Raw genomic sequence first — 4,915 nt, 5'->3', positions numbered from 1 at the left:
ATATGGCCAAGGCCGGCCGAGCCATTGTCGACGCCGGGACGGAGACTTAATTATGCTGGACCAAAAGCAACACTTGAGATTTAAGTGAAATGCTCTACCTTTTGGTGACGCTGAATCGCCAGCGCCGATCGACAAGTGAATTTATGGAATCAGACGCCATTGCCCCCATGGCGTCGGGATGAACAGGAAGCATGGGGGATCGATGGTCTCGACAAAGCTAATCGTGAACGCCGAATCGGCGGCAGAGTTTCTCATGCTGATGGGCAATGAGAAGCGACTGTTGATCATGAGCTACCTCGCCGAAGGTGAGATGTCGGTTGGAGCCATTGCCGAGAAGGTGATGCTCAGCCAATCCGCCCTGTCCCAGCACCTCGCCAAGTTGCGGGCGCTCGACCTAGTCGAGACCCGCCGCGACCGGCAGATGATCTACTACTCCTGCAAATCCGACGCCGTGCGAGAACTGCTTGTCATGCTGGACGGCATTTTCGGCAGCGGCAAGGATGATCTGTCCCAGATGGCGCACCGTTTGCGCCGTGCTGGAACCTGACCACATAGCGCCGATCTCGCCGGCGTTTTCAGAGCGACATGCGCCCATCCGGGGCGCATAAAGCTGGCTGATTGTCCCGAATCGTCGCATCGTGCTTTCCAAACCAGGTGAGCGCCGGGAAGCGGTCCGGATTTTCGGGCCGATGCGACGGTCGCGAGGAATGCATGGATCCCATTCGCATCGACGACCCGCAAGATCCGCGCGTCGCTGCGTATCTCGACATTCGCGAGCGTGACCTCGCCGGCCGGCAAGGCCGCTTCGTCGCCGAAGGCAAGGTGGTGCTCGACCTGCTGCTCTCGACCGGGCGCTTTGCCGCCGAATCGATCCTGGTCCTGGAAAACCGGCTGGCAGGTCTCGACAACATCCTGAGCAAGGCGCCCGCCGACCTCCCGGTCTATGTCGCCACCAGCGCGGTGATGGACGCTATCGCCGGATTTCATATGCATCGCGGCATCCTGGCCATTGGCCGCAAGGGAGAGCCGCAGCCGGCCGAAGACCTGCTCGACGGCTTGCCGCCTCGGGCGCTGGTCGTGGTGCTCGTCGGCATCGCCAACCATGACAATGTGGGCTCGATCTTCCGCAATGCCGCCGCCTTTGGCGCTGACGCGGTCCTGCTGGATGCGACATGCTGCGACCCGCTCTATCGCAAAGCGATCCGCGTTTCGGTCGGCGCCGCGCTCAAGATCCCTTTCGCATCGTTCTCCGACACCGCCGGCTTCACGACGATGCTCGCCCGACGTGGCTTCGATCAATTCGCGCTGTCGCCACGCGGGAAGACCGACATCCGCGATGCGCAGCGCAGCAAGCGCCTGGCGCTCTATCTCGGCACCGAGGGCGAAGGCTTGCCGGACGACCTGCTCGCAAGCCTGCACGACGTGCGGATCACCATGGCGGAAGGCTTCGACAGCCTGAATGTCGCCGCGGCTTCAGCCATTGCGCTGCATCATTTTTCGGCCAGAGCAATTCCAGGAAAAGTGTGAAGCGGTTTTCCGTCCAGAATTGCGTCAAAGCAAAGAGTTAGGGCATTTCGCCGTTTCCGTGAAACGGTGAAATGCTCTAAGGAGGCCTGATTCAGCTTGTCGCGTCAGCCTTCTGCAGCGCGCGCACGCGGTCGGCAAGACTGCGGTCACCGTTGCCGGAGCGGGCGTCCGACGGTACTGCCAATGCCTTGGCGATCGGCGAACCAGGCCCCTCGAGCTTCGCCGTCAGATGGACGACCTCCGCCGCCAGCGCGTTCATCTGCTCGCGCAAGGCGGAGCTGCTGTCCGTGGCCTTGGACGCGGCCAGTGCGGTGAGGTCGGCCTTCAGCCGCTTGTTCTCGCGCGCCAGCGCCGTCAGCCTCGCCTCGAGCTGCTCACGGTCACTGTCGAGCTTGGCGATTGCCTTGTCCAAATCATCACTCCTGGCGACATCGCCGCCTTTGCCGACCAGCCGCAAGGCTGGCGCGCTGTCTTCGGATTTCGATCTTTCGCGCATGCGTGCCAGTTCCTTTTCGCGGCGGTCGAGTTTGTCTTCGCGATCGGCAAGTGTGGCCAGCAGCCGTTCGACCTTCTTGTCGAGTTCGGCGGTCCTTTTCTTCTCGGCTTTCAGGGCCTCCCGCGCGGCCTTGCTTTCGGCCGCGATTTCCTGGCCGCGCCTGTCGGCTTCCTTGCGCTGGCCGCGCAGCATCGCAATGTCACTGGCGAGCTTCTGCATTTCGGACTCTCGCGCCACGAGTTCGATCTGCCGGCTGCTCGAGGAAAAACTGGCGTCGTCATACATGCGCTCCAGCTTTTGCAGCTCAAGTGCACGCTTTTCCAGCTTGCGTTCGGTTTCCTTCAGACGCTCCGAAAGCTGCTGCAACTCGCCCTCTCGCTGGCGCAGCGCTTCGTTCTTCGCACCCAGTTCGGTCAGCGCCTGGTTCTTGTCCGTCCGCTCGACCGCCAGGCCCTTCATGGCCTCGCGACCGCGATTGATCTCGACCAGTTGTTCGGCCGTCTTCTCTCGCAACGCCTTGACGCTGATTTCCAGGCGGCGCGTCGTCATGGCGTATTCGGCGCGGATGCGATCCTTGTCCGCCTGGATTTCGGTTTGCGTCAGAGGGATCGAGGATTCGACGCGTCTGCGTGTAAGCGTGACCGCACGACGCCATATGGCCGGAGCCACCATGAGCGCCAGAAAGCCAGCACAGAGAAAGCCGAGGACGAAGAACAGGACCGACTGGACCAAGTGACTACCCGTTGTGGCCGGTAAGCATCAAACCAGATAAACCAAAAGCGCATGGAGCGCTTTGACTGTGCCACGTTGACATGGCGGAAATCCAGCGTTGCGGCAAGGGTTTGCCGCAACGCCACGAGTTTAATGCATGTCGACCCAAAAGCGGTCCCGGTTTTGTGCAACGACAGCCAAGGACTTCAGCTTAGAACGGATTCCAAGTGGCGCGCTCGGTAAGCTTCAGATAGCCGAGATTGACGCCAAGCCGGGCACCGACACCGGTGCGGATCGGCACCAAAACCACATTGTTGTTCTTCAGCACGTTGAAGCCGACGCCAGCCACCACATAGGCCGAACCGGCGACGCCGCCATAGCGGTTGTAGAGGCTGCCCACATCGTCGAGATTGTAGACCAGCATCATCACCCGCGACCCCTCGCCGCCGAAATCCCAGCCGAGCGATGGGCCTTGCCAGAACACTTTGTGGTCGCCGGCATTCTTGGTGTAGAGCGTGCCTTCGCCATAGGTCAGGCCACCGATCAGCGCGCCCGAGCCCTCTTCGCCCAGCAGATAGCCGTTGGGCAGGCCGTAGGAAGCAAAAATCTTCTCGACGACTGTGGCGAGCCCGCCTGATGTCGCGCCGAAGAACTTGTGACCGGAATCGACAATCTCCTGAGCGGTGTATTCCTGGGCCCGCAGGGCTGAAGTCGAGAAGACGAGAACGCCCAGGAGCGTGACCGCCATTGAGAAGACACGGAGAAAGCTCCGGTCGTAGTATCGGGAAAACATGCTTCCAATCTCCGTCAGGGAGCACCTTCGCCGACGCCTCGCACCCCGTACGGCTCTTTTAGCCGGCCGTTAAGGGTAACTGTTAGGGGCAAACTATGCCGTAATCCTTTTTCAACCATTAAGCTCCCACATGAACATGGCGGTTCGAAGGCTGTTTGGGGTCGCTCAAGTGGGGCCGGCAGCCTGCGTGAACACGCCATTTGCCACAACCACAATTTGGATTTGTTGCTGCACGCACGGGCGCTGTGTATTCAGAAAGCCCGAGGAGAGAGTGTGTGATTCGTGTGGCAGGCGACGATCGATCGCCCGGCCATGAGTTGTGAGATTTTGCAGGGATTTTTCGCCGATGGCCGATCTGTTCACCCTTTCCGCACCCGATCTGGCAGCGCTTTTGTGCAGCCGGGTCTGCCACGATATCATCTCGCCGGTCGGCGCGATCAACAACGGGCTCGAATTGCTTGATGAAGGCGGCGCCGACGAGGACGCCATGAAGCTGATCCGTCAGAGCGCCCGCAACGCTTCGGCCCGCCTGCAGTTCGCCCGCATCGCCTTTGGTGCCGCCGGCTCGGCCGGCATGTTGATCGATACCGGCGATGCCGAAGCGGTCGCCATCGCCTTCCTCAAGAACGAAAAGCCGGAACTGACCTGGAACGGGCCCCGCGCGTTGCTGCCCAAGAACAAGGTCAAGCTGCTGCTCAACCTGATCCTCGTCGCCAATGCCGCCATTCCGCGCGGCGGCAAGCTTTCCGTGACGCTGGAAAATCTTGAGACCGAACCTCGTTTCGCGCTTGCGTCGGCTGGCCCGATGCTGCGTGTGCCGCCGAAATTCCTCGAACTGCATTCCGGCCACAAGCCGGAGGAACCGATCGACGCGCATTCCGTGCAGCCCTACTACACGCTGCTTCTGGCGCGCGAAGCCGGCATGACGATATCGATCCACGCGACGCCGGAAGAAATCGTGCTTTCTGCGGCCTGATTGCGCAGCCGATAAAGCGAAGTATTTCTACATTGAAATCTGTAATTCCAGCTCATCGACTTGAGATGCGTCTGGTCGTCCAGGCAGCGCCAAAGCATTCGCGAATAAAAGTAGGCACCTGCCTATCTTTGTAAAAATTTTACCTAACGCCTTTTCGGCTTCTTTACCAGATTGGCCTATGGTGCGTCCTGGATGCCCCCGACGCTACCGGACTGCCAGAAGGCAAAGAGGACCCGGAAATGAAACGCTGCATGTTCGTCGACGATTCAAGCGTCATCAGGAAGGTTGCAAAACGCATCCTGGGCGGCTCCGAAATGATTGTCATCGAGGCCGCCAGCGGACTGGACGCGCTGGAGATGTGCGCCGCCGATATGCCCGACATCATCGTCGTCGATGGCGCCTTGCCTGACGT

Annotated in this window: 6 protein-coding genes; 4 read left to right on the top strand and 2 right to left on the bottom strand. The window is 60.5% G+C overall.

Translation table 11 applies throughout. The annotated features are described in order from the left end of the window. Positions 1-202 precede the first annotated feature (202 nt). Both EN893_RS18875 and EN893_RS18870 read left to right on the top strand, forming a co-directional pair. Positions 203-547, top strand: coding sequence for a metalloregulator ArsR/SmtB family transcription factor (locus EN893_RS18875; RefSeq protein WP_023809905.1), 345 nt, complete (start codon positions 203-205; stop codon positions 545-547). A gap of 164 nt (positions 548-711) precedes the next feature. After that, the gene (locus EN893_RS18870; protein ID WP_127270377.1) at positions 712-1,527 is read left to right on the top strand and encodes an RNA methyltransferase; all 816 of its coding nucleotides are present in this window, start codon (positions 712-714) and stop codon (positions 1,525-1,527) included. Between the two features lie 91 nt (positions 1,528-1,618). Here the strand turns inward: EN893_RS18870 and EN893_RS18865 are convergent, their stop codons facing one another. Both EN893_RS18865 and EN893_RS18860 read right to left on the bottom strand, forming a co-directional pair. Then, the gene (locus tag EN893_RS18865) at positions 1,619-2,755 is read right to left on the bottom strand and encodes a hypothetical protein (protein WP_127270376.1); all 1,137 of its coding nucleotides are present in this window, start codon (positions 2,753-2,755) and stop codon (positions 1,619-1,621) included. Positions 2,756-2,945: 190 nt separating this feature from the next. After that, positions 2,946-3,482, bottom strand: coding sequence for an EipA family protein (locus tag EN893_RS18860; protein WP_236382921.1), 537 nt, complete (start codon positions 3,480-3,482; stop codon positions 2,946-2,948). Between the two features lie 391 nt (positions 3,483-3,873). Here EN893_RS18860 and EN893_RS18855 point away from each other — a divergent pair, with 391 nt between their 5' ends. Both EN893_RS18855 and EN893_RS39340 read left to right on the top strand, forming a co-directional pair. Beyond that, positions 3,874-4,503: a histidine phosphotransferase family protein gene (locus tag EN893_RS18855; protein WP_024504504.1), complete on the top strand. Its 630-nt coding sequence runs from the start codon at positions 3,874-3,876 to the stop codon at positions 4,501-4,503. Positions 4,504-4,742: 239 nt separating this feature from the next. Next, positions 4,743-4,915: response regulator (locus EN893_RS39340; protein ID WP_164900954.1), on the top strand; the 173-nt coding region annotated here is incomplete at its 3' end.

It is taken from the genome of Mesorhizobium sp. M7A.F.Ca.CA.004.04.2.1, from assembly GCF_004022825.1.
Lineage (GTDB): Bacteria > Pseudomonadota > Alphaproteobacteria > Rhizobiales > Rhizobiaceae > Mesorhizobium.
This window is presented reverse-complemented; position numbering and strand designations above follow the sequence as displayed.

What these genes read in the sequence shown, in the direction of transcription:
- EN893_RS18875 (WP_023809905.1), top strand. Translation starts at nt 203, where the DNA reads ATGGTCTCGACAAAGCTAATCGTGAACGCCGAATCGGCGGCAGAGTTT.
- EN893_RS18870 (WP_127270377.1), top strand. Translation starts at nt 712, where the DNA reads ATGGATCCCATTCGCATCGACGACCCGCAAGATCCGCGCGTCGCTGCG.
- EN893_RS18860 (WP_236382921.1), bottom strand. Translation starts at nt 3,482, where the DNA reads ATGGCGGTCACGCTCCTGGGCGTTCTCGTCTTCTCGACTTCAGCCCTG.
- EN893_RS18855 (WP_024504504.1), top strand. Translation starts at nt 3,874, where the DNA reads ATGGCCGATCTGTTCACCCTTTCCGCACCCGATCTGGCAGCGCTTTTG.